Annotated in this window: 26 protein-coding genes; 3 read left to right on the forward strand and 23 right to left on the reverse strand. The window is 66.7% G+C overall.

All coding sequences use genetic code 11. From position 1 onward, the window contains the following. Positions 1–4: 4 nt before the first annotated feature. Entirely contained in the window at positions 5–1,036 is a 1,032-nt protein-coding gene (locus tag FHX47_RS03900; RefSeq protein ID WP_183357535.1) for an NAD(P)-dependent alcohol dehydrogenase, read from the reverse strand. A gap of 43 nt (positions 1,037–1,079) precedes the next feature. Next, entirely contained in the window at positions 1,080–1,598 is a 519-nt protein-coding gene (locus FHX47_RS03905) for a DUF3145 domain-containing protein (protein WP_183357536.1), read from the reverse strand. Between the two features lie 165 nt (positions 1,599–1,763). Between FHX47_RS03905 and FHX47_RS03910 the strand changes: the two genes are divergently transcribed. Further along, positions 1,764–2,630, forward strand: coding sequence for a PaaI family thioesterase (locus FHX47_RS03910; RefSeq protein ID WP_183357537.1), 867 nt, complete (start codon positions 1,764–1,766; stop codon positions 2,628–2,630). 66 nt (positions 2,631–2,696) lie between these two features. Here the strand turns inward: FHX47_RS03910 and FHX47_RS03915 are convergent, their stop codons facing one another. The 18 genes from FHX47_RS03915 to FHX47_RS04000 all read right to left on the reverse strand — a co-directional run bounded on the left by FHX47_RS03915 (position 2,697) and on the right by FHX47_RS04000 (position 17,539). Beyond that, complete coding sequence (locus FHX47_RS03915; protein WP_183357538.1) at positions 2,697–3,629, reverse strand: tyrosine recombinase XerC; 933 nt, start codon at positions 3,627–3,629, stop codon at positions 2,697–2,699. 36 nt (positions 3,630–3,665) lie between these two features. Next, entirely contained in the window at positions 3,666–4,073 is a 408-nt protein-coding gene (locus FHX47_RS03920) for a hypothetical protein (RefSeq protein WP_183357539.1), read from the reverse strand. A 146-nt stretch (positions 4,074–4,219) separates the two neighbouring features. Beyond that, positions 4,220–5,503 (reverse strand): DNA-processing protein DprA, encoded by a 1,284-nt coding sequence (locus FHX47_RS03925; RefSeq protein WP_183357540.1) that lies wholly within the window; start codon positions 5,501–5,503, stop codon positions 4,220–4,222. A 14-nt stretch (positions 5,504–5,517) separates the two neighbouring features. Then, a complete protein-coding gene (locus tag FHX47_RS03930; protein ID WP_183357541.1) occupies positions 5,518–7,071 on the reverse strand; it encodes a YifB family Mg chelatase-like AAA ATPase in 1,554 nt (517 codons plus the stop codon). A gap of 3 nt (positions 7,072–7,074) precedes the next feature. Next, positions 7,075–7,440, reverse strand: coding sequence for a YraN family protein (locus tag FHX47_RS03935; RefSeq protein WP_183357542.1), 366 nt, complete (start codon positions 7,438–7,440; stop codon positions 7,075–7,077). 175 nt (positions 7,441–7,615) lie between these two features. After that, the gene (locus FHX47_RS03940) at positions 7,616–8,296 is read right to left on the reverse strand and encodes a ribonuclease HII (RefSeq protein ID WP_183357543.1); all 681 of its coding nucleotides are present in this window, start codon (positions 8,294–8,296) and stop codon (positions 7,616–7,618) included. Then, complete coding sequence (lepB, locus tag FHX47_RS03945) at positions 8,293–9,060, reverse strand: signal peptidase I (protein ID WP_343064293.1); 768 nt, start codon at positions 9,058–9,060, stop codon at positions 8,293–8,295. The genes FHX47_RS03940 and lepB (FHX47_RS03945) overlap by 4 nt, the downstream gene beginning before the upstream one ends. Beyond that, positions 9,021–9,734 carry a signal peptidase I gene (lepB, locus tag FHX47_RS03950; protein ID WP_183357544.1) on the reverse strand — a complete coding sequence of 238 codons (714 nt, stop codon included), beginning with the start codon at positions 9,732–9,734 and terminating at the stop codon, positions 9,021–9,023. Before lepB (FHX47_RS03950) ends, lepB (FHX47_RS03945) begins: the two co-directional genes overlap by 40 nt. 27 nt (positions 9,735–9,761) lie before the next feature. After that, complete coding sequence (gene rplS / locus FHX47_RS03955; RefSeq protein WP_183357545.1) at positions 9,762–10,157, reverse strand: 50S ribosomal protein L19; 396 nt, start codon at positions 10,155–10,157, stop codon at positions 9,762–9,764. Positions 10,158–10,355: 198 nt separating this feature from the next. After that, a complete protein-coding gene (gene trmD, locus FHX47_RS03960; protein ID WP_183357546.1) occupies positions 10,356–11,087 on the reverse strand; it encodes a tRNA (guanosine(37)-N1)-methyltransferase TrmD in 732 nt (243 codons plus the stop codon). 113 nt (positions 11,088–11,200) lie between these two features. After that, a complete protein-coding gene (gene rimM / locus FHX47_RS03965; RefSeq protein ID WP_246327907.1) occupies positions 11,201–11,764 on the reverse strand; it encodes a ribosome maturation factor RimM in 564 nt (187 codons plus the stop codon). Positions 11,765–11,832: 68 nt separating this feature from the next. Beyond that, positions 11,833–12,075: an RNA-binding protein gene (locus FHX47_RS03970; RefSeq protein WP_183357859.1), complete on the reverse strand. Its 243-nt coding sequence runs from the start codon at positions 12,073–12,075 to the stop codon at positions 11,833–11,835. 8 nt (positions 12,076–12,083) lie between these two features. Continuing rightward, a complete protein-coding gene (gene rpsP / locus FHX47_RS03975) occupies positions 12,084–12,518 on the reverse strand; it encodes a 30S ribosomal protein S16 (RefSeq protein ID WP_183357547.1) in 435 nt (144 codons plus the stop codon). A 187-nt stretch (positions 12,519–12,705) separates the two neighbouring features. After that, a complete protein-coding gene (gene ffh, locus FHX47_RS03980; protein ID WP_183357548.1) occupies positions 12,706–14,307 on the reverse strand; it encodes a signal recognition particle protein in 1,602 nt (533 codons plus the stop codon). A 117-nt stretch (positions 14,308–14,424) separates the two neighbouring features. Further along, positions 14,425–15,342: an ABC transporter substrate-binding protein gene (locus FHX47_RS03985; RefSeq protein WP_183357549.1), complete on the reverse strand. Its 918-nt coding sequence runs from the start codon at positions 15,340–15,342 to the stop codon at positions 14,425–14,427. Next, positions 15,339–16,025 (reverse strand): ABC transporter permease, encoded by a 687-nt coding sequence (locus tag FHX47_RS03990; protein ID WP_183357550.1) that lies wholly within the window; start codon positions 16,023–16,025, stop codon positions 15,339–15,341. The genes FHX47_RS03985 and FHX47_RS03990 overlap by 4 nt, the downstream gene beginning before the upstream one ends. Next, a complete protein-coding gene (locus FHX47_RS03995; RefSeq protein WP_183357551.1) occupies positions 16,022–16,699 on the reverse strand; it encodes an ABC transporter permease subunit in 678 nt (225 codons plus the stop codon). The genes FHX47_RS03990 and FHX47_RS03995 overlap by 4 nt, the downstream gene beginning before the upstream one ends. A 30-nt stretch (positions 16,700–16,729) precedes the next feature. Continuing rightward, complete coding sequence (locus FHX47_RS04000; RefSeq protein WP_183357552.1) at positions 16,730–17,539, reverse strand: ABC transporter ATP-binding protein; 810 nt, start codon at positions 17,537–17,539, stop codon at positions 16,730–16,732. 98 nt (positions 17,540–17,637) lie between these two features. Here FHX47_RS04000 and FHX47_RS04005 point away from each other — a divergent pair, with 98 nt between their 5' ends. Together FHX47_RS04005 and FHX47_RS04010 are read left to right on the forward strand one after the other, a co-directional pair. Continuing rightward, positions 17,638–18,096 carry a hypothetical protein gene (locus tag FHX47_RS04005; RefSeq protein ID WP_183357553.1) on the forward strand — a complete coding sequence of 153 codons (459 nt, stop codon included), beginning with the start codon at positions 17,638–17,640 and terminating at the stop codon, positions 18,094–18,096. A 10-nt stretch (positions 18,097–18,106) separates the two neighbouring features. Then, complete coding sequence (locus tag FHX47_RS04010) at positions 18,107–18,700, forward strand: hypothetical protein (protein WP_183357554.1); 594 nt, start codon at positions 18,107–18,109, stop codon at positions 18,698–18,700. Positions 18,701–18,786: 86 nt separating this feature from the next. Here the strand turns inward: FHX47_RS04010 and FHX47_RS04015 are convergent, their stop codons facing one another. From FHX47_RS04015 to FHX47_RS04025, 3 genes are all read right to left on the reverse strand, one after another. Next, a complete protein-coding gene (locus tag FHX47_RS04015; protein ID WP_183357555.1) occupies positions 18,787–20,253 on the reverse strand; it encodes a protein adenylyltransferase SelO in 1,467 nt (488 codons plus the stop codon). A 95-nt stretch (positions 20,254–20,348) separates the two neighbouring features. Then, positions 20,349–20,813: a GtrA family protein gene (locus tag FHX47_RS04020; RefSeq protein ID WP_221205973.1), complete on the reverse strand. Its 465-nt coding sequence runs from the start codon at positions 20,811–20,813 to the stop codon at positions 20,349–20,351. A 22-nt stretch (positions 20,814–20,835) separates the two neighbouring features. Continuing rightward, positions 20,836–21,969: a glycosyltransferase family 4 protein gene (locus FHX47_RS04025; protein WP_183357557.1), complete on the reverse strand. Its 1,134-nt coding sequence runs from the start codon at positions 21,967–21,969 to the stop codon at positions 20,836–20,838. Between the last annotated feature and the right edge of the window lie 5 nt (positions 21,970–21,974).

Raw genomic sequence — 21,974 nt, forward strand, 5'->3', positions numbered from 1 at the left:
GCCGTCACTCGGCCGGGGGCCCGCCCGCCGGTGGAGCAACCCTGATGAGCACGTTGCCGAGTTTGCGGCCGGTCTGAACATACTCAAACGCCTCTGCTGTGTCGCGCAGCGGATACTCGCGGTCCAGCAGCGGCTTGAACGCACCCGACTGCAGCCCGTGGCGGATCTCGGCCAACAGCTTCGGAGCCCTTGAGGGGATCGGGAAGATGATGCTGCGCTTGGTCACCATCCGTTGGATCGGGTTGATCATGCTCAGCCATAGATGCTGCGCCCCGGCACCGAGCTCGCTGGAGATGTAGGTCCCGCCGGGCTTGAGGACTCTGCGCGCAACAGCGAACGAGCTCTTACCCACAGCGTCGAAGAAGTAGTCATACTCCTGGGCCAGAGAATCCAGCGGCGTCGTCCGCCAGTCGATGAGCTGTGCCGGCCCAAACGCGGCGACCGTCTCCAGGTGCTCCGTGGGGCTTGTGGCTGTGACCTCAACGTCTCGGGCGATCAGCAGTTGGACCATGGCCGAACCGATGGCTCCGGTGGCTCCGTGCACTAAGACCCGTTCCCCGGGGCCGATGGTGACTTTTTCGGCGATCGACAAGGCATAGTGGGCGCCCTCGGTGCTGGCAGCAGCACGGGCGAATGAGACTCCGGCAGGAACAGTGGTGACCATTCCGGTGCTGCTGATGGTCTTGTATTCGGCGTGTCCGCCGAAGCCCCTGCCCCGGTCGTCGTAGCCGAAGACTCGCTCCCCCACCGCGAAATCACGGACGTCTGCGCCGACCTCTTCGACGACGCCGGAGAACTCACAGCCCAGAACGGGACAGCCCGGCCGCCGCAGCCCCGAGAAGACACGAGTGAGCAGCGGCCGTCCGTAGAGGAATCCGAGGTCGGTCCGGTTGACGGTGGAATAGGCGATTTTGACCAGGATCTGGTCCGCTGCGGTCTTCGGTACCGGTCGATCAGCACACTCAAGGACCGAGGGTCCGCCATAGGACTTTCTTCTGGCTGTCCGCATCGACCTTCTCAGCACACCGAGCTCCATAGACTGAAGTGTAGGGACCACCGTCCCGTGTGCCTAGGGCTGGTCAGCCGACCTGGGAGAGCCAGCGCACCGGGGCGCCTTCTGCAGCATGGCGGAAAGGCTCCAGTTCTTCGTCCCACGCTTCTCCCAGCGCCAGGGAAAGCTCTTGGTACATCACCGTTGGGTCGCCGGCGCCGAGTTCGTAGGCGTAGCGGATGCGATCCTCAGAAACCATGATGTTGCCGTGGACATCCATCATGGCGTGGAAGATGCCCAGCTCCGGGGTGTGGGACCAGCGGGATCCGTCGTGTCCTGGGGAGGCCTCTTCGGTGACTTCGAACCGCAGATGGGAGAGGCTGCGCAGTGTGGAGGCAAGCTTGCTGCCCAGTCCCGCCGGACCCTGCCACGTCAGCTCTGCCCGTTGGGTCGACGGCGCAGCGGGCTGGGCTGTCCAGGCAAAGTCGACGCGCGCGTCGACCGCCGAGGAGACTGCCCACTCGATATGAGGGCAGAGCGCAGCTGGGGCCGAGTGGATGTGCAGCACACCCTGTGCCCCGGTTCCCTGAGCGGTGTATTCAGACATGTCCATCCTCCACTGTGTGCATCTCGGTTCGTCTTCCCCAACGACCGAAGGGCACCTGCAGTGAATTCTGGACTCGCTCTCATGTTAACAGGTCAACGCCGTACTGGACACTCTTGCGCCGTGACTGCCGCCGCCGGAGAGTCACTGAGCCGCCGAATACCTGCCATGATAGAGACCATGCCCGACATGAAGACAGCTGAGCTCCAAGCTCCTTTGGTCCATTCTCCGCGCCATCCTGCTGATGAACTCACCGGGTGCCGGCTGCACGCCACAGAGTCTGATGAGGCCAGTGTGCACCTGCCACTGCCGCACGACGTGGCCCCGTCCCTGTCCCACGTGGCTGTGGCCATCGACACCGCTGCGGGCGAGGCAGCCGCAGCCCACTTGCCGAACCGCGGAAGCGCCCTTCGGACACTGTCACTGAACGCGCAGCTCACCGCTTCCCTGACGGCTGGAAGCTGGCTGCAGGTCTACGGCCGGGTCCGTGCAGTGCGCGGGCGGTCCATCGTGGCCTCCACTGAGGCGTTCGATGCAGCCGGCGACCTGGTGGCCTTGGGCACGTGCCGGTTCGTGGTGATCGACCAGCCGCGCAGCACCAGCTCAGCAGGTTCAACGAGCGCACTGGACCGATCGGCGGTCCCAAGCTCCTGGGACGCTGCCCTGGGTTTGGGTGATGCTCTGCCGGGGTCGAGCGCAGACTCTGGCAACCCAACCACCGTGCGCTCGGCAGCACCCCAGGCGTCGACCGACAACGCCGCCTCCATGGTCCACGGAGGGGTGCTGGTCCGTGCCCTGGAGCTGGGGATGCACAGCGCCTTGGGCCGCGCGGACGCAGACCCACAGGCTGTGCTCAGCGACGTCGCTGTGGTCTACCACCGACCGGTGCCGCTGGGCGCCGGAAACGGTGTGCAGGCCCCAAGCAGTCTGCGCCGAACGGGGCGGACAGTCTCGGTAGCCGCGGCAGCTTTGGTGGGGCCGGATCAGAAACTGCTCACCACCGCTGAGGGCATCTTCGGCAGCTTCGACATGTAGCCGGGCCGGAACGCACCTGCACCGGAACACCGCTGGTCCAGAAAGCAGCTGGGCCGGCTGGGCAGCTCAGGCACGGGGGTGGGCTTGGCTGTAGGCGGCTGCGAGCTTCTCGGCTGAGACGTGAGTGTAGATCTGGGTGGTGGCCAGTGAGCTGTGGCCCAGCATCTCTTGGACTGTGCGCAGATCAGCCCCGCCGTCCAGCAGATGCGTGGCTGTGGTGTGGCGCAGCGCGTGGGGCCCCCGGGCCGCGGTCGTTCCCAGAGCGGCCAGGGCCTCGTCCACGGTTCTGCGCACGACCCGCACATTGATGCGACCGCCCTGACGCCCCAGGAACAGGGCGGCGCCGGACTTGTCGTTCTCCAGCACGTCCCTGGCCTCGGCGGTCCAGCGGTCCAGGGCCTTCTGGGCGGGTACGCCGAAGGGCACCGCGCGCTCTCTGCGGCCTTTGCCCAGCACTCTCACCAGCCGGCGCTGGTGATCGACGGAACCCAGGTCCAGTCCGACCAGCTCCGAGACGCGGATACCAGTGGCGTAGAGCATCTCCACGGCTGCTTCGTCCCGCACGGCGAGCGCCCATGCGGTCACGTCGTCGTCCTTGTTCGCCTCGGCGGCTTCCCGCCGAGTGACCAGACCACTGGTGAGGTCAGTCATGTGTTGGGTCTGCAGCACATCAGGAAGCCGACCAGCAGCTGAGGCAGACTTCAGCCTGACCGCGGGGTCCTCGGAGAGGTGCCCGCTCCGATAGGCCCACGCGGTGAAGGCCCGGGCGGAGGCCGTCTTGCGATTCAGCGTGCTGCGGGTCAGCCCTAAGGCGTGCAGTTCGGCAAGCCAGGTGCGCAGGGCGAGCAGATTCAGTCCTCGCAGGCCCCCACTGTGGGAGCTGAGCTGCTGCAGGTCGCTGGTGTATCCGCGAACAGTGTGCTCGGAGAGCCGCCGATGGTCCCGCAGATGCGCGATGAACTCATCGATCAGCGGGTCCGCGAACTCAGCAGTGGCCATACCCAGGAGTCTAAGCCCGGGGCCACCTGAACTACGTCACTTTTTGCTGCGGTCGCTGATGAGAGCCCCGGCGATGGCCGCCAGGAAGATGTCCTTGGACAGGCCGGTACCCGGCTCTGAGGGACGGATGCCGTCACGCTGAGTCATATCATCGTTGCGGAAATAGATGGACAGCACCGCAGCCGAGAAGGACGCCAGGCCCAGGCCGGCCAGGCGGTTGCTGATGAACGGTGTCAGCAGCACGGCACCCAGGCCCATCTCAGCGGTGGACAGCAGCTTGCCGAAGGTCTCGCCACGCATGTTCTTCACCTGGGGAACGCCGGTGGCGGCGAACTGCTGCGTTCCTTCGGCTGCTTCACGGGACATGTTGCGCTTGCCGTAGCCGGCCTGCAGCATGTACGCCCCGGTGACTCCGCGCAGAATTCCGTTGCTCAACCTGCTCATACGTCTTCACTCCTTAAATGAGGTCCACTGTTTCTCGCTCGACCCGCGTGTCACCGCGGTGCCGAGCATTGTGTGCAGTGGGCAGTCTTGCACACTCTGCTCCAAGGTCACTGGGGTTTACGTCATGCTGAGCATAACGAACGGCGTCACCTCTCCCGTCGCCACCGGCCGTCGGCGACGCTCGCCAGCCCACGACGTTCCAGCCGGCTCATTCCAGCCAGCACCTGGGGCATGGGCAGGCCGGCGACTCCGCAGAGTTTGCCTGCGGTGGTGGATCGTTGGGCTGGAAGTGCATCGTAGAGCCGCTGATCGAGGTCGTTGAGGTGGTCGGCGGCCCTGTCCGGCGTGGTCACCGGCTCGGTGCTGGGGATCTGCAGCGCCGGCTGTTCGGCCCCAGGCCCTGCGACGATCATCTCCAAGACCTCGGCCGCGTCGGTGACCAGCTCAGCCGGGGTATCACGCAGCAGCCTGTGGCAGCCGGAGGAGCTGGAGGAGTAGACGCTGCCGGGGAATGCGCCGACCGCCCGTCCCAGTCCCAGCCCGTGGTGGGCGGTAGAGAGCGCCCCGCTGCGCCAGCGGGCTTCGATGACCACCACAGCTGCGGCGAGCGCGGCAATGATCCGGTTGCGGTGCAGGAACCGGTGGCGGGTCGGGGTGGATCCTGGGGCCATCTCAGAGAGCAGCAGTCCGCGCTCCGTCACCGCCCGCAGAAGCCGTTCGTTTCCCGCCGGGTAGAACCGGTCGACACCCCCAGCCAGGACGGCGCAGGTCGGGCTTGCACCACGCTCATCGTGCTCTGCGTGCAGTGCTCCGCGATGGGCGGCAGCGTCGATTCCGTAGGCGCCTCCGGAGAGAATGCTCACCCCGTGACCGGCAAGCTGTTCGGCAAGCTCGAAGGCGGCCCGTCCCCCGTAGTCTGTCATCTCCCGGGAGCCGACCACTGCGATGCTGCGCGGCGGCGCGGGCAGCCGCTGCAGGGCCAGCTGATAGTTCTGCTGCGGGTCCGCATCGGCGGTGACTGCGGGACCACGGAAGTACAGACCGAGTGGGGTGGCGGGGTACAGGTCGTTCAGCTGTGCGGGCCAGGCGTCGTCTTCGGGGACGATGAGTCCGCCGCCGAGCCGGTGCAGCACCCGGAGGTCACGCTCGCCGTTGGCCTGCTCAGCACGGGTGCGCCAGCGTTCCAGCCCCCCGGCCAGCGTGAGCCGGGACGTGTTGAGGCCAGCCTCCAGGGCCGCTGCTGCCACCGCCTGCTGCTCGTCGGAGGTCGGTCTGCGGCCGCTGAAGATCAGTTCGTGCGTCCTCGCGACTCCCAGGGCTGCCACGGCAGTGGGTCCCAGCAGGTCTCCGGGTTCGATCAGCCGGGAGAGCTCGCAGCGCTGCTTCCGCAGCTGCGGCGGCGCCCAGTCCGCCTGAGGTGGGGTACTCATAGGGTCTGGCTCCTTCATGACCGGGTGAGTCGCAGCTGCATGGCTGCGTCGACGTCGTCCTGGTCGGGTGTGTCCTTGGCGCAGATGTCAGCCAGCGTCCACGCCAGCCGAAGCACCCGCAGATAGCCGCGCAGTGAGAGTGCAGCCCGGTCCAGGGCCTGGTTCAGCAGTCTCGTACTGGAAGCCGGTAGGCGAAGGTCACGGCTGAGCAGCGACATCGGCGCCTCACTGTTCAGCCGCAGCCCGTAGGGCAGCAGCCGCTCGCGCTGAATCTGGCGTGCGCGCACCACACGGCTGAGCACCTCGGCGGAGGATTCTGCCGGCTCTTGGAGCGCGATGGCCGCCGATCGGGGTCTTTCGACGTGGACCTGCAGGTCCATGCGGTCCAACAGGGGCCCGGAGAGCCGGGAGAGGTATCTGCGGCGTTCGGCCACCGAGCAGGTGCATGCAGTGCCGCGTCCCACGTTCATCCCGCAGGGGCAGGGGTTTGCCGCCAGCACGAGTTGGAACTGTGCCGGGTAGGTCACCTGCCCGGCTGCCCGCTGCAGACAGATGCTGCCGGTCTCCAGGGGCTGGCGCAGCGAGTCGAGGACTCTGCGCGGAAACTCCGGGGCTTCGTCGAGGAACAGGACTCCGCGGTGGGCGCGCGTCACTGCGCCCGGGACGGGAATGCGTGATCCACCTCCGACGATGGCCGGCGCGGAGGCGCTGTGGTGCGGCGCTTGGTAGGGGGCGCGTCGCTGCAAGCGGGTGACGGTTTCGGCGTGGGAGCTGATGGATGCGATGGCAGTGACCTCCATCGCCGCGTCGTCGTCCAAGGCGGGCAGCACACTGGGAAGGCGTTCGGCGAGCATCGTTTTGCCGGCTCCGGGGGCGCCGATGAACATCATGTGGTGTCCCCCGGCGGCTGCGACCTCCAGGGCGAACCGGGCCTCATGCTGGCCGCGCACATCTGCCAGGTCCTGATGGCCCACTGACTCCTCCTGGTCTTCGCAGCCACCTCCTGCTGATGTGACACGTTGGATCCCCTCACTGCCTGCTTCGGGCATAGCGGCGCTCTCGGCGGCGCTGAAGGCTGCGGCGACATCGCACACGTGCTCGGCGGCGAGGATCTCCACACCTGGAACCAGTGCGGCCTCAGCGGCGTTGTCTGCGGAGACGACGACGGTCTCCACCCCGGCTGCGGCGGCGGCGGCCACTGCCGGCAGCACACCTTTGACGGGTCTGAGGCGTCCGTCCAGCCCCAGTTCGGCCAGGAAGACGGCGTCGTCTGTGCCGGTGAGGTGACCGTCGGCGGCCCATGCGCTGGCGAGGATGGCCAGGTCGAGGCCGGATCCTGATTTCGGCAGGGAGGCGGGGAACAGGTTGACGGTCAGGCGGCGCCGCGGCAGCTGCAGGCCGGCGTTCTTCGCCGCAGACCGGATGCGGTCCTGGCTCTCACGCAGTGCCGCATCGGGAAGGCCCAGCAGCACGAAGGCCGGCAGTGACTGGCCGATATCAGCCTCGACCTCAATCAGGTGCCCGTCCATGCCCACCAGCACCACAGACCGGGCGCGCCCCATACCCATGGCTCAGACGTCCTTCAGGTGCTCGATGAATGCTTGCGGTCCAGTGCCCGGCTGGCGGAGAATCAGCACACTGACCACGTCGACTCGGCGCTTGGTGGGCCAGTGCGTCTGGCCAGAGGCGAATTCCGCCAACAGTTTGTGCAGCCGCCGCAGCTTCTGCGCAGTGACGGCTTCAAACGGGTGCCCGTACCCGGTGCCGCGACGGGTCTTGACCTCCACAGCCACCAGCGCATCGCCGTCGCGGGTGACCAGATCCAGCTCACCGGTGCGGGATCGCCAGCGGCGGGCCAGCACACTGTGGCCGCGGCCGCTGAGAAACTCCGCGGCCCGCTCCTCCCCCACCAGCCCGGTGCGGTCCTTGGCTCGCATTGCTGCTCCTCTCGTGGTCAGTGACCACAAGCCTGCCCAATGGCGGCATCAGGGTGGGCAGAGGCGCACAACTGTGGGAACTGCTCGGCGAGTCGTGAGCGTAGGAGCCAGCTGGGGAAAACCGACAACAATGCCTGGGCACGAGGGCGCCTGCCCGTCGGTTCGCCTGCGCGGGCTAGAGGCCGGGCAGGGCGTCGAGGCCCAGGTTCCAGGAGCGGCGGTGGTGCATGGTCGCACCACTTAGACGGATGGCCTGGCGGTGCACCGCTGAGCCGTACCCCTTATTGGAGTCCCACGCATAGTCGGGGTGTTCGGCCGCCAGCTGCGTCATCAGGCTATCGCGCTCGACTTTGGCCAGCACCGAGGCGCAGGCGACCGTGAGGCTCTTCTCATCGGCCTTGGCCATCGTCTGCACCCGCGACGACGCTCCGCCGGTCAGCCAGTCGTGGACGCCGTCAAGGATCACCAGATCCAACTCACGTCCCATCGCCGCCTCCACGGCTCGCAGCCCGGCACGGCCTGCGGCTCCCAAGGATGCGGTGATGCCTTCGGCATCGATCTGTTCCGGTGAGCGGTGCTGCACACTCCATTGGGTGGTGTGCTCGCAGATCTGGGGATGCCAGCGGGTACGCGCAGCGGGGCTGAGCAGCTTGGAGTCGCGCACCCCGTCCAGCACCGGCCATACGCCGTCGTGGAGGGTCTGCGCGGTCAGGACGTCCAGATCAATGACCGCCACACCGACGGTCACCGGCCCGGCCAGGGCTCCGCGGCCGACCTCGTCGACGCCGGCGATGAGCCGCGCCCCGCGGTTGCGGGCCAGCTGAAGCTCAGGCTGCAGGGTGGCGTTGGTGCTCACTGTGGTTCCGGGACGTCTTCGAAGGGTTCGTTGTTGGAGCCGCCGCCGCTGATCCGCTCCAGCGGCCAGACGGTCACCAGGGTCCGGCCGATCACATCATCGACCGGCACCGCACCCTGGTCCGGTTCGTCGACGTGGGCGCGCGAGTCCGCCGAAGCCGAGCGGTGATCACCCAGCAGCCAGATGTGGTCCTCGGGGACGGTCACCTCGAACTCGGGTTCGCTGGGCGCATTGCCGGGGTGGACGTAGGGCTCCTGGACCGGTTCGCCGTTGACCAGGATCTCGCCCTCCTCCGTGCAGCACTCCACGGTGTCGCCCTCCATCCCGACGACGCGCTTGACCACGTAGTGCGAGGAGGTGTCGGGCATCAGGCCGATGAACATCATCGCATCCTGGAAGGCGGTGGTCTCCGGGGTCTCACCGCTGCCCCACCAGTTGCGGGTGTCTTCGAAGACGACGACGTCGCCGCGGTCTATGTCCATCACATCGGGGGCGAGCAGGTTCACCACGATCCGGTCATCGACCTCCAGAGTCGGCTCCATGGATTCGGAAGGGATGTAGAAGGCACGCAGAAAGAAGGTCTTGACGACGAAGGAGATCACCACGGCCAAGCCAACGATGATCACCAGTTCGATCAGAAACGAGACCGCAGGGTGGCGTTTGCGTGCTGACTTGTGGGAGCTCGGTGTCGGCTCCTCCGAGCCGTCCGGCTCTTCGGCGGTGTTCAGGGCCGGGCTCCTTCCAGGCTGCGGTTCTCCGACCACGGCCAGACCACGTCGGTGGCCCGCCCGATAATGCGGTCTTGGCTGATCATACCGCCGCCGGGAGCGCCGAGCAGATCTCGTGAGTCCTGCGAGTCCTGCCGGTTGTCCCCCATCACCCACATCCGACCAGCGGGGACTTCGGCTTCGAACTCCAGATCCGAGGCGGGATTCTCGGCAGTGACCGGTTCGGGCAGGTAGTCCTCATCCATCGGTTCCCCGTTGAGGCTCAGCCGCCCGGCGTCGTCGCAGCAGACCACAGTGTCCCCTCCGGAGCCGATCACTCGCTTGACGAACACCTCGCTGCGGGCACCGATGCCGAACCAGTGGCCGATCTGCTCGAGGACCCGGTTCAGGCTCGTGCCGCCCCGGTAGGGGGTGAAGGAGCCCTCACCATCGAAGACGACGACGTCGCCAGCTTCCGCCCCGGCCGGACCGGGGTAGCGCTTGTCCACCAGCACCCGTTGGCCGTCGGCGATGGTGGGGTCCATCGAGTCCTGACTGATCGTGTAGAGGTCGGCGGCGAAGATCCGCACCCCGGTGCTGATCAGGATCGCCACCAGCACCACCGCACCGGTGACCAGGCCCCACCGGCGCAGTCGGGGTCGCCGGCTGCGGGCATGCGAAGAGCCCCGGGACGTCGAGGCAGGCTCGGGGGTCTCGGGGCTCTTGTGCACGAACAGTGTGGCGGCTGAAGGCCGGTGTCAGTCCTCGATGGTCTCTTCGACGTCGCGACCCTTGGCGCGGGCCACAGCGGATACGCGCTTCTCCGGAATGCGTGCGGCCTTTCCGTGCCGGTCGCGCATGTAGTACAGCTTGGCGCGGCGCACGTCACCGCGGGCCACCACTTCGACCTTGTCGATCACTGGGGAGTGCACCGGGAAGGTACGCTCTATGCCCACGCCGAAGGACAGCTTGCGCACGGTGAAGGTCTCACCGACGCCGCGGCCCTGCCGGCCCAGCACGTAGCCCTTGAAGACCTGGACACGTGTGGTCTTGCCCTCAACAATGTTGACGTGGACATTGACGGTGTCCCCGGGGGCGAACTCCGGGATGTCGTCGCGCAGGCTGGCCTTGTCGAGGAAGTCGAGCTTCTGCATAGCATTCTCCTTCAGGACGTCTGCCACAGGTCAGGGTCCTGATGTCAGGGACCCGGGCCGCGTCAGCACGAAGGCCGCTGCGGCGCTGGTCATCAAAGTGTGATTCCGGCTGTGAGGCTCTTGCTCGCACCGGGCCTGTCTGTGTGGTGCAGGCTCCCCCATGGCAGAGTCTGCACCCAGCAGGCACAAACCTATATCCTACTCCTTGGCGCGCTGTTGCGCCACCACGTGCTTGGCCCAGAGGTCCGGGCGCAGCTTGCGGGTGCGCTGGACCTGCTGGTCGCGGCGCCACTGGGCGATGTTGGCGTGGTGGCCGGAGAGCAGCACCTCAGGCACCGTGTGTCCGCGCCAGTCAGCGGGTTTGGTGTAGACCGGGTACTCCAGCAGCCCCTCGGAGTGGGACTCCTCAGTCAGCGACTCGGCGTTTCCCACCACCCCGGGGATGAGCCGGGTGATGGCCTCAACCATCACCACCACTGCGGCTTCTCCCCCGTTGAGCACGTAGTCGCCGATGCTGATCCGGCGCACGTCAAAGTGCTCTTCGGCCCAGTCGGTGAGGCGCTCATCGATGCCTTCAAACCGTCCGGGGGCGAAGACCAGGTGCTGGTGGCCGGCCAACTGTTCCGCGGTGGACTGGGTGAAGACCTCCCCTGCGGGGGTGGGAATGATCAGTGTGGGCCGCTGCGCAGCCTGCTCTGCGCGCTGGTTCAGCACCTCCTCCAGCGCCAGCGCCCAGGGTTCGGGCTTCATGACCATCCCGGCACCGCCGCCCACCGGCGGGGAGTCGACGGTGCGGTGCTTGTCTTCGGTGTAGTCGCGCAGGTCGATCCGGCTGATGCTCAGCAGCCCCTGCTGCTGGGCTCTGCCGATCAGCGACAGATCCAGCACCTCGAAGAACTGCGGGAAGATGGAGACGGCATCAATGCGCATCGCTGATCAGCCCCCTGACCGTTCCGTGTGCCCACGTATCGCGGCGCTTCTGCCCCGTCGTGGAGCTCCAGCTCCACGGTCCGGCAGAAGCGCTGCGATCCACGCCAGACTGCTCACGGGAAGAGCCCCGCCGGCGGGTCCAGCCGGATGCTGCGGGCCTCGGGATCAATCTGGGGAACCAGTTCCTCCACGAAGGGCACCATGACCTGTTCACCGGCGGCGGTGTCGACCACCAGCAGGTCCTGGGCGGGGCCGGGCAGCAGTTCGGCGACGGTGCCCAGCGGCTGATCCTCGCCGCTCACGCAGCTGAACCCCTCCAGCTGGTGGCTGTACCACTGGTCGTCCTCGGGGGCCTCCTCGGCCACATCGATGAACAGCACGGAGCCGCGCAGCGCCTCGGCGGCGTTGCGGTCGGTAATCTCATCGAAGCCGAGCAGGCAGATCTTCTTGTTCCACCGCTGGGAGCCCACGGTCAGCGTGGTGCGGGTGGTGTCCTGGGTGTGCTCTCCGGGTTCGCGGATCAGCTGCGCGCCGGGGGCCAGACGGTCAGTCGGCTCGTCGGTGAAGAGCTGGACGGTGACTTCGCCCCGGATGCCGTGGGGCTTGCCGATGCGAGCGACCCGCAGACGCTCCCCGGGGTGGGTGGGCATCTGCGGGTCATCCTCAGTGTGTGCCATCGGAACACTGCCTCCGCGGTACGGACCTGAGCACCGGTGTCAGATGGACGGACTTCACAAGGGCCCGTTCAGCGACGGCGGTCAGTGTCGACGACGTCGACGCGGACGTCGTCGCCGCCGGGCAGGGCTGAGATCACTGTGCGCAGGGACTTGGCGGTGCGGCCGGCCCGGCCGATCACCCGGCCGAGGTCCTCGGGGTCCACCCGGACCTGGAGAGTGTCGTAGCGCCGACCGCTGCGGCGCCGGACGTCGACATCATCAGGTGCGTCGACGATGCCGCGGACCATGTGCTCCAGCGCGTCGGTGATCACAGCGTCGCTCATGCTTCGGTCTTCTCCTCAGCGTCAGCTTCCTCAGGCGCCGACTCGTCGGCAAGGACCTCGGTCTTGTCCTCGGAGGCTTTCTCCTCGGGCTTGTCGTTGATCACCGTTGCCGTGGCGGGGGCGACGAACGCTTCGGCCTCCGGCTTGGTCTTCAGGGTGCCTTCGGTTCCCTCCAGGCCCTTGAACTTCTGCCAGTCGCCGGTGATCTTCAGCAGGCTGCGCACCCGGTCGCTGGGCTGCGCGCCCACCGAAAGCCAGTACTGGGCTCGCTCTGAGTTGATCTTGATGAACGAAGGCTCTTCGATCGGGTGGTAGATGCCGATCTCTTCGATATTGGCGCCGTCGCGCTTGGCGCGGGAATCGGCGACGACGACACGATAGTGCGGGGTGCGGACTTTACCCATCCGCTTCAGACGAATTGTGGCTGCCACTTGTGTGGTTACTCCTGTTTCTCAGTCATGGTGCGCATTGGTCGTAAGAACCGCGTGGGGTGATGCAAACAGTCTCAACCGGGCGCTGAACGTTTGTCAGCCGCGCAAGATTAGAGGGTGCTTGCGGCACGCTGAGCAAAGTACCTCACCATTCTGCCAGATCCTCAGGCTCTGCGCACACCGGATATCACTTCAGGTACTTCTCGAAGCCCTTGGGCAGGCTGAGGTCCTCCGGGCTGATGTCCCCTGCGCCGCCGCCGAAGCTGGAGCCGTCCATGCGCTTCTCCGCAGTCTGCTGACGCTTCTGCTCGGCCTCGCGGGCCTGCTGGGCGGCCTTGGCGGGGTTGCCGGACTTGGGCTTCTGCTTCTTGGACTTGCCCTTCTTGGCTCTGCTTCCGCCGCCTCCGGCGCCCATACCGGGCATCGAGGGCATTCCAGGCATGCCGCCGGGCATGTCCCCGCCGCCACCACCGCTGGCCATCTTCTTCATCATCTTCTGGGCCTGGGTGAAGCGCTCCAGCAGCGAGTTGATCTCCGAGACGTGCACACCGGCGCCCTTGGCGATGCGGGCCCGTCGGGAGCCGTTGATGATTTTAGGGGCGTTGCGCTCGTGGGGGGTCATCGAGTTGATGATCGCCTCCACCCGGTCCAGCTGGCTGTCGTCGAACTGCTCCAGCTGCTGGCGCATTCCGGCGGCACCGGGCATCATGCCCAGCAGCTTCTTCATCGAGCCCATCTTCTTCAGCTGCTGCATCTGGGCGCGGAAGTCCTCGAGGGTGAAGTCCTCCTGGTCGGTGAACTTCTGGGCCATCTTGGCGGCCTCGGCCTTGTCCCAGCTGGCTTCGGCCTGCTCAATGATGCTTAAGATGTCACCCATGTCCAGGATGCGCCGGGCCATGCGGTCAGGGTGGAAGACCTCGAAGTCCTTCAGCCCCTCACCGGTGGAGGCGTACATGACCGGTTTGCCGGTCACCTGGGCCACCGAGAGGGCAGCACCGCCGCGGGCGTCGCCGTCGAGCTTGGTGAGCACCACGCCGGTGAAGTTCACGCCTTCGTTGAAGGCCTGGGCGGTGTTGACTGCGTCCTGGCCGATCATCGAGTCGATGACGAACAGGGTTTCGTGGGCGCCGACGGCGGATTTGATGTTCGCCGCCTGGGTCATCATTTCCTCATCCACACCGAGCCGGCCGGCGGTGTCGATGATGACGACGTCGTGCAGCTTCTCGTTGGCATGGGTGATCGAATCCTCAGCCACCGCAACCGGATCACCGGTGGCCTCCTCGGTCTCTGAGCTGACCCCGGGGTGCGGCGCGTAGACGGGGACTCCGGCGCGCTCACCGCCGACCTGCAGCTGGCCCACCGCGTTGGGGCGCTGCAGGTCGCAGGCCACCAGCATCGGCTGGTGCCCCCTGTTCTTCAGGTGCGCGGCGAGCTTGCCGGCCAGGGTGGTCTTGCCGGCTCCCTGCAGTCCGGCGAGCATGATGATGGTCGGCGGATGCTTGGCGAAGTGCAGCTCACGGGTCTCGCCGCCGAGGATGCCCACCAGTTCCTCGTTGACGATCTTGACGACCTGCTGGCCGGGGTTCAGCGACTGGGCGACCTCTGTGCCCAGGGCGCGGGCCTTGACGCGGGCGATGAACTCGCGCACTACGGGGACGGCGACGTCGGCGTCGAGCAGCGCGCGGCGGATCTCTCGGGCGGTGCCGTCAATGTCTGCCTCGGTCAGCTTGCCTTTGCCGCGCAGGTTCTTGAACGTTGCGGCCAGCCGATCGGAGAGCGAGTTGAACACGGTGGGGTTCCTTACAGAAGTCTTATGGAGCTGCAACGGTCTGGGGCATCACGCGACGCCGGTGACCGGGGGCCAGTGGTGCCAATGCTCTGGTGCCAAAGCTCCAGGGTAACAAGTTCAGCCCAGGTCGTTCTCTTCCAGCCAGTCCTGCGCGATGGTGGCCGGCTCCTCCACCTCGTCGCCGGAGTTGCGGGCATTCATCTGCGTCAGCGCCTCAGTGGTCAGCGCCGCCGAGACCTCGTTGAGGATGCTGCGGGCCTGCTCGTCCATCGCCTCGGCACGGACCACCGGCACCACATGCTGGGCGGCGATCATATCCTCCGGATCCTCCAGTGTCACCAGGTCGTTCTCCTCGATGGAGGGCGTGGTGGTGTAGATATCGGCGACGTCGACCGTGCCGTCCAGCAGCGCCTGCAGCGTGGCTGGGCCCCCGCCGTCGCTGATGGGGGTGAAGTCAACGTCGGTGATCCCGTAGACCTCCTCCATCCCGGGGATGCCGTAGGCGCGTTCGGCGAACTCCGGGTTGGCCGCCAGGCTCAGCTGCTCCAGCTCGGCTAAGTCCCCGATGGACTCGAGGTCGTTCTGGGCTGCGAACTCTTCGGTGACGTTCAGCGAGTCCTTGTTCTGCGCTTCGGCGGTGTCCAGGACCTCCAGGCCCTCGGGCAGCGCCTGGGGGATCTCAGCTTCGATGTCCTCGGCTGAGGTGGCGGTGGTCTCCGGGTCCAGGTAGCTGAGCAGGTTCCCGGTGTATTCGGGCATCAGGTCGATCTCCGCGTTCTCCAGGGCGGGCATGTAGACCTCGCGGGCTCCGATTTGGAAGTTCCGCTCCACCTGGAAGTCTTCGGCCTCCAGCGCATGGGCGTAGATTTCGGCGATGATCTGGCTCTCCGGGAAGTCTGCTGAGCCGATGCCGATGGTTCCGGCCGATTCCTGTGCGGCGTCGTCGCTCTCCTGCCCCGCGTCGTCGGGGTCGCTGCAGGCGCTCAGAACCAGCAGGGCTGCGGCGCTGACGGTGGCCAGTCGTTTGATGCTCATGCGTGTCGCTCCTTGGTCGGGGTTGCGGGGTCGGCGAAGTGTGCGCTGAGGCGTTGGGCTGCGGCGAAGAGCGCATCGATGACCAGGGCCAAGATCACCACGACGACGGCGCCGCCGAGCACACGGGCGGTGTCGCTGACCGCCAGTCCGTCGATGATATAGCGGCCCAGTCCCCCCACGCCGATGAACGCGGCCACTGTGGCGGTGGCGATCACCTGCAGCACTGCCGAGCGCAGCCCGCCGATGATCAGCGGCATCGCCAGGGGAAGCTCCACCCGCAGGATCACGTGGGCCTCAGTCATGCCTTGGGCCCGTGCGGCGTCGACGGTGGCGGGGTCCACTGCTTCCAGCCCGGAGTAGATCCCGGCCAGAAGCGGCGGGACGCACAGCACCGCCAGCGCGATGATCGGTGCGGAAAGCCCGATGCCCAGCTGCAGGGCCAGCAGGGTCAGCAGCCCCAGGGTCGGCAGGGCGCGCAGGGCTCCGGTGCTGAGCACTGCCAGGTTGCGCCAGCGGCCGGTGTGTCCGATGTAGAGGCCCAGTGGGACGGCCACCAGGGCTGCGGCGGCCACCGCCAGGGCCGTGTAGCCGATGTGCTGGGCCAGTCGCCATGGGATGCCGGTGGCGCCTGACCACTGAGCCGGTTCGCTGAACCAGGCCACGGTCTCTTCCAGCAGGCTCATGCGCTGCCTCCTGCCGAGACCACGGAGTTCCAGGGCATCAGCAGTCGCCCGGCTGCCACCAGCAGCAGGTCGAAGACCAGGGCCAGCGCTACGGTGAGCACCACCCCGGTGAGGATCTCGGTGGGAAAGTTGCGGTTGAACCCGTTGGTGAACAGCGAGCCGAGGTTGCTGACACCCACCAGGGCGCCGATGCTCAGCAGGCTCACGGTGCTCACCGAGACCACGCGCAGTGCCGCAAGCATCACTGGGCCGGCCAGCGGCAGGGTGACGCTGATAGCGCGCTGGCCCCTGCTGAAGCCGCAGGCGGCCGCCGAGTCCAGCACGCTGGGCGGTACCGCGTTCAGGGCGTCGACCACACCGCGGACCATGATGGCAAAGGCATAGATCACCAGGGCGATGAGCACATTGATCGGGTTCAGCCACCCCAGACCCAGAATGGTCGGCATGATCACGAACAGCGGAAGCGAAGGGATGGTGTAGAGCACGCTGCTGAGGCTGACGGTGACGCCGCTGAGCTGGCGAACCGCGCCGTGGGGCGAGCTTTTCATGGCGTAGGCCGCCCAGCCCACCGGCAGTGCCAGGGCGAATCCGAGCGCGATGGCTGAGCCGCTGATCCAGGTGTGCTGCCACACCAGATCCAGCAGGCGCTCATAGTTGGTGAGCGCCCAGTTCACCCCAGGACTCCGTTCACTGCAGGACTCCGTTCACTCCAGAACCCCCGCCGGGCGGCCGTGCTCGTCCACCACGATGCGCCGTCCGTTCTCATCGCGGACGCGCAGCTGGCGTCTGCCGTGCTCCAGGCCGATGAACCGGGCGACGAACTCGTCGGCGGGCCGAGCGAGGATCTCAGCCGGCGCGCCGACCTGGGCGACCTTTCCGCCTTCGCGCAGGATCACCACCTGGTCCCCCAGGGCGAAGGCTTCCTCAATGTCGTGGGTGACGAAGACGATAGTCTTCTTCAGATCCTGCTGCAGCCGGCGCATCTCCTGCTGCAGTTCGGCCCGGACGATGGGGTCCACTGCGCCGAAGGGCTCATCCATCAGCAGGATGTTCGGGTCGTTGGCCAGCGCCCGGGCGACTCCTACGCGCTGCTGCTGGCCGCCGGAGAGCTGGCTGGGATATTTGCGGTGAACTGAAGCGTCCAGCCCGACCGTTTCCAGCACCTGGGCAGCGCGCTGCCTCGCTGCGGCCTTGGGGACACCGTTGAGCCGAAGCACGGTGGCCACGTTGTCGATGACCCTGCGGTGCGGCAGCAGACCGGCGTGCTGCATCACATAGCCGATGCTGCGCCGCAGCTGCACCGGGTCGCGGGCAGCGATGTCGTCGTCGTCGATGAGAATCTTGCCCTCAGTGAGGTCCACCATGCGGTTGACGCTGCGCAGCAGAGTGGTCTTGCCGCAGCCCGAGGAGCCCACCAGCACTGTGGTGGTGTGCGAGGGCACAGTGAGGGAGAAGTCGGAGACGGCGCGGGTCCCATCTGCGAACCGCTTGCCGACGGAGCGGAATTCGATCATGACTCTCCTGACCTGGTCTCTGGGTACTTTACACACCAGCTGGCGGCTGGCCTGCCTCAGACTCTCAGCAGATGACCGGTGGCCGATAGGGTGGCCGGGTGAGCCAGAACGACGCCGATGAGGACCGCGAGCACAGCGATGAGCGTGTCATCCAAGCTGCGCTGACCGGCCACCTGCAGTATCTGTCCACCGCCGAGGACGCCCACCGCCGAGTGGCGGGCGCCCTGACGGGCCGTAAGGATGTGCTCAGCAGCCAGGAGAACCCGATTACCCTGGCGGCCGCCCACCGCGCCCGGTGCGCCTCCTTCGCCCAGCGCGGGGAGTTCCTGGAGCAGCTGGTGGCATTCCCCGCCGCCGGGCTGCGAGCGCTGACCGCCCAGGACATGCGCACCCTTCAGGTTCCGGCCCATATCGGAGCCGCAGCAGTCCCCGAGGAGCTGGGCCAACAGATCACCGATCGGGAGACTCGCACCCGGTTGGCCGGCGCCCGGTCCGCTGCCGGGCGCGGCACCGATCAGGCTGGGCACGACACCGGGCAGAGTGGCTCCACCCAGTAGGATCAGGGCTATGACTGAGCACACCGACCCCATGGAGACGGCGGAGGACTCACCCCAGATCACAGCCTCAGACGATCTGGGCGAGAACGCCCACCAGGTGGTCACGGCACTGTTGGGCCACCAGCAGGATCTCATCGCCGAGCTGCACAGCGTCTATGAGCGCCTGGAGCAGGTGCGCGAGGTCGACTACGCCCGGCTGCAGGCTCGCGTGGAGGACGCGGAGCACGTGGTCTCCGGCGGTGAGGACATTGCCGCCCAGGTCGAGCGCCTTACCGAACGTGTCGATGAGCTCTTCGCAGTGGTGGCCGAACAGGCTGAGCGCCAGGTCCGGGCCGGCGAAGAGCTGGGTGAGGGCCAGGAGCGCAGCTCGACCCAGCTGGCTGAGCGTGATGCCCGCATTTCAGCGCAGAACGCGCGGATCGCAGAGCTGGAGACGGCGGTCACCGCTGCCTCGGATTCAGCGGAGAGCGCCCACCACAAACTGCAGGTGCTGGCCGAGGAGACCGAGTCCAGCCTGCTCCACCGAGTCTCTGAGCGGGTCAGCCCGGCTGCCCGCCACGCACGGACCGCGCTGAGCAGCATCACCCGGCGCCTTCGCCGCTGATTTCCGAGGCCTGTCAGTGAACAGCGGTTCCGCAGCCTGCCCGAGAAGGAGAAGCAGGTGCAGTGGCCGGGGTGCGCCACAGCACCTTAGGTCCCGCAGTAGGTCATATAGGGGCCGAAGCTCTGGGGCGCCGGTGATGCGTAGCGCTCGAGACCCTCGCGTTCGACGTAGGGATCGGTCACGACACTCACGAGCTGATGGAATGGGTCAAGGTCACCGTCCGTTGCGGCGTCGAGGGCCTCTTCCACCAGGTGGTTGCGCGGGATGTAGACCGGGTTGGTCTTATCCATCTGCTCCGGGCGCGGGTTCAGATCCAGCCAGCGGCGCAGCCACTGCTGGAGCCGCTCACCGTTGTGGACCTTCTGCCCCACCGGTTCGGCGTCACCGCGTGCCGCCTGGTTCAGGGACCGAAAGAACGAGGTGTAGTCCACAGATTCTTCGTGCAGCAGCGTGATCAGATCGTCGATCAGCGACGAGGCGCCCTCGTCGTCCAGGGTCTGGTCCAGCCCGAGCTTCGCTTTCATGCCCTGCAGCCAGGCGGCGCTGTACTCGCTGCGGAAGGCGGCCAGGGCTTCCTGGGCTGTGGCGACGGCCTGCTCTTCGTCGTCGTGGAACAGCGGCAGCAGCGTTTCGGCGAAACGAGCGAGGTTCCATTCGGCGATCACCGGCTGGTTGCGGTAGGCGTAGCGGCCGTTCTGGTCGATGGAGCTGTAGACGACGGCGGGGTCGAAGGAGTCCATGAACGCGCAGGGTCCGTAGTCGATCGACTCGCCGGAGATGGTCGTGTTGTCGGTGTTCATCACCCCGTGGACGAAGCCGACCAGCATCCATTGGGCCACCAGCTGGGCCTGGGCCGAGACCACCGAGGAGAACAGCGCGAGATAGGGGTTCTCCGCGTTGGCGGCCTCGGGATAGTGGCGCTCGATGGCGTGATCGGCCAAGCGGCGCACCAGTTCCCCCTCGCCTGCGGCGTGGGCGTACTGGAAGCTGCCCACGCGCAGGTGGCTGCTGGCCACCCGGGTCAGCACCGCGCCGGGCACGAGTTTCTCGCGCGGGATTTCACGGCCGGTGGTGACCACGGCCAAGGAGCGGGAGGTGGGGATGCCCAAGGCGTGGATGGCCTCGCTGATGAGGTATTCGCGCAGCATCGGGCCAAGCGCAGCCCGACCGTCGGCACCGCCGCGGGCGAAGGGGGTGCGCCCTGAGCCTTTGAGGTGAATGTCGCACTGCTTCCCCTCGGCGTCGGTCAGCTCCCCCAGTAGCAGTGCGCGCCCGTCCCCCAACCGCGGAGAGTAGGCCCCGAACTGATGGCCAGCGTAACCCTGGGCCACCGGCGTCGCAGCGTCAGGGACCTGGTTGCCGACCAAGAGCTCGACGCCGCCGGGGCTCTGCAAAAACCTGGGGTCCAGGTCCAGCTGCTCGGCGAGCGCTTCATTGAGCACCACCAGCTGCGGGTCCTGGGCTTCTTCGGCTGACCAGGAGATCGACAGCTCAGGAAGCTGTTGCGCGAAACGGTTCTGCAGGTCAATTTCCGGCTGTACTGGGACACTCATGGCAGCGGCACCTCACTCAGCTGCAAACTCGGGGGGTTGCCCTCCCAGTGTAGTGCTCCTCGGGGGCTGCTCACGATGGTGCCTCAGAGGCCACATCACGGTAGCCGACCGTGGTCAGCACGGGAATAGGTGCCACTTTTGGAGCGCTGGTGCTCACTCAAAGCTTTGGTTCGGACGCGGAAGACCACCAGTCGCAGCATGAGGAAGTTGCACGTCGATCCGAAAGCCTGAGACAGAGCCCATGCCGCCGTGGTGGTCCACCACGTCACCGGCAACACGACCAGGGCCACCGCGTGCAGGGTGAGAACGACAAAGAACGTCGTGCCATACAGTGTGACGAATTGTGCCACGCGTCGTCGGCTGTGCGCGACGGAAAACGACCATCGTCGGTTGAGGACATAAGCCAGAGCGGTGCCCCCCGTGAAGCTGATGGCGCGCGCAGCATGGTCCCACATCCCCAGCCCGAGCGCGAGGTGGTAGATCGTCAGGTCCACGACTGCCGCAAGCGCGGCAACGACGGTGAACCGCCGGACCTGACCACCTAATCTACGACGCACCACGCCGAGGGACTCTATCACCGCACTACCGGTGGGCCTGAATCGCTTGGTTGTAGAACCTCACAAGCGCCTCGGTTGCCGCTCGCCAGGAGTGGCGTTCCGTCTCTTTCCGGGCTGCGACCCCCATCCGCTCCCGCAGGCACTGATCGGTGAGCAGCTGCTCCAGCCGGTCCACCCAACCCTCCGTATCGTGGGGGTCGACGAGGAAGCCGGTTTCGCCGTCGTCGATCACGAACGGGACCCCTCCCGCCCGGGCCCCGACCACGGGCACCTGTGAGGCCATAGATTCCAGAGCCACCAGGCCCAGTGTCTCGGTGGTAGACGGAAAGGCGAAGACGTCAGCGCTGGCATAGGCCTGAGCCAGCTGTGTGCCAGACATGTACCCGGTGAACACGGTCCAGGCTGGGTCGAACTGATCCTTCAGCTCCTCCACCTGCGGTCCAGAGCCGACCATCGCCAGTCTTACACCGGGAACCCGTCGTCGCAGTCGGCGCATCGGTTCGATGAGCTGGTCCAGGTTCTTCTCTCGGCTCATGCGACCCACGTAGACCACCAGCGGAGCCTGGGGAACGCCGTCGGTGAGCCTCGCGCGCATCTGGGCGGAGGCGTGGCCCGGATGATAAGCGACCGTGTCCACGGCCTTGGGCCATAGTCCGACACGTCGGATGCCGACCTCACGGGCACGCTCAACCATCGGATCAGAAGTGCACAGATTCACTCCAGATCTGTTGTGCAAGTACCGCGTCCATGCTTCCACAGGGTGCCGAAGCCAACCGATCCGCAGTGACTCGGTGTAGTTCGGCACGTCCGTGTGGAAACTCGCCAGTTGCGGCAGGTCGCGCCGCCCAGCGGAGAGCACCCCGTAGGCGGCCAGCCAGATCGGGTTAACCGCGTGCACCACGTGCGGCTGGAAGGCGTCCATAGCGCGTGCGATATTCGGGGTCGGGATCCCGACCTTCAGTTCCGGGTAGAGGAATTGCAGCGAGACACCACGCACCCGAACCACCCGGTGCCCAGCGTAAGTGGCCGGCGGGTCTCCTGGAGCAAACAGCAGTACTTCGTGGCCCAGCTCCGCGAGATGCTCCAGAGTGCGGACCACCCGGGTCACCACCCCATCGATCTTCGGCAGGAAAACCTCGGTGAACATCGCGATGCGCATGCAAC

It is taken from the genome of Garicola koreensis (genome assembly GCF_014195445.1).
In the GTDB taxonomy this organism is placed as follows: Bacteria; Actinomycetota; Actinomycetes; order Actinomycetales; family Micrococcaceae; genus Nesterenkonia; species Nesterenkonia koreensis.